Origin of the sequence: Flavobacterium aureirubrum, assembly GCF_038739835.1 — a bacterium.
Taxonomy (GTDB): domain Bacteria; phylum Bacteroidota; class Bacteroidia; order Flavobacteriales; family Flavobacteriaceae; genus Flavobacterium; species Flavobacterium aureirubrum.
Genome location: NZ_JBCGDO010000064.1, coordinates 1 through 1,698 on the forward strand (window position 1 = coordinate 1; position 1,698 = coordinate 1,698).

Annotated in this window: 1 protein-coding gene; it reads left to right on the forward strand. The window is 41.7% G+C overall.

The features are described 5' to 3' along the window. Window positions 1-541 precede the first annotated feature (541 nt). The coding region (ltrA, locus tag WFZ85_RS15910) for a group II intron reverse transcriptase/maturase (protein ID WP_342697237.1) at window positions 542-1,698 on the forward strand (1,157 nt) is incomplete at its 3' end.

Below are 1,698 nucleotides of genomic sequence, written 5' to 3' on the forward strand. Positions count from 1 at the left end.
GCTGTGTGTGCCCTGCATGAGCAGGACACACGCTGTAAGCTCGAATAAAAATTGAAAATTACAAATTTCAGATTATAAAACAAACTTACAGCGTGTTATTTTTCCAGAGGGTGTAAGTCCCTTATGGGCGGATTAACAAACCGAACCATTAGTACGTCGCAAGGTGGTCAACCGTGAGGTTGGAACTAAAGGAAGCGAACCGACAAACTCCGGTACTGACGAACAGAAACGTCATAAGAGGCAAATTAAAGCGGATAAGCGTCCACAGCAACGCAACGTCCAAAGTTTACCCAAACTTTAATTTGTAGATGACGCAGGAATTGGAGGAAGGAAAAAGCTCTTACCAGAGGGAGGTCTTTGCAACCACGAGATGGTTAGGCAAAGAAGTCAGCAGAAGTCATAGTACTTGAAAGTAACGAGGTGCGAATAAATACCGCACAGGTCTCACAAACAAGGAAGGACAGAACGTAAAGAGGTTTTCAATGAGTAGCAGAACGCAAGTAGCTCTAATCAACGAAAACAGGTTAAAAACAAAACTAAAATGATTGAACGAGTAGTACAACCTTACAACCTTCAAAAAGCATTGGAACATGTCATAGCCAATAAAGGCAGTGCGGGTGTCGATGGCGTTTCAACTAGCGAACTCCGCCAGGTGTTCACACAGAATAAAACGCAACTTATTGAAGCTATAAACCAAGGGAACTACAAGGTACAACCCATTTTAGGGATTGCCATTCCAAAAGCAAACGGAAGCACCCGATTATTGGGCGTTCCCACCACCACAGAGCGAGTGTTGCAACAAGCCATAGGGCAAAGTATCACGCCACTTTTTGAACCTGAATTCAAGGCAAACAGTTTTGGATTTAGACCCAACAAAAATGCCCGACAAGCCGTTGGACAATCACGGGACTACATCCATCAAGGGTTGAACCATATAGTGGATATCGACCTAAAGAACTTCTTTGACGAAGTAGACCATTGCCTGTTACTGAATTTACTTTTTCAAAAAATAAAATGCAAAGCTACGATGCAACTCATTAGGCAATGGCTCAGAGCACCCATTAAAATCAACGGAAAACTACACAAGCGCAGAAAAGGCGTTCCGCAAGGAAGCCCATTAAGTCCACTATTATCAAACATCTTACTCCATCAACTGGATAAGGAAATGACACGAAGAGGACATAAATTTGTGCGTTATGCCGATGACTTTAGTATTTATTGCAAAAGCCACAATCAGGCAAAAGCTACCCGAGTAGTGATTGAAAAGTTCCTAAAAAACAAACTCAAATTAACCATTAATCAAGAAAAAAGTGGGATTAGAAAACCCATTAATTTTACGATTTTAGGATTTGGGTTTGTACCTAAGTATGAAAAAGGAAGCAAGAACAACTACCAACTCATAGTAGCCGAAAAGGCATGGAAACGACTAAAAGAGCGATTAAAAGCAATTACCCGCAAAACCACACCAGCCACTTTTGAAGAACGTATTGCCAAAATAAACGAAGTGCAACGAGGATGGTTGACCTATTTTCAAGGCACGAATATTTTAGGTAAACTACGAGATTTAGATGGCTGGCTAAGAAACCGACTTCGCTACTGCATTTGGCACCATTGGAAGAAACCCGAGCGAAAGAGAAAAAATCTTATACGATTGGGTGTCGACCAAGACCATGCCTACGCATGGAGCAGAACTCGAAA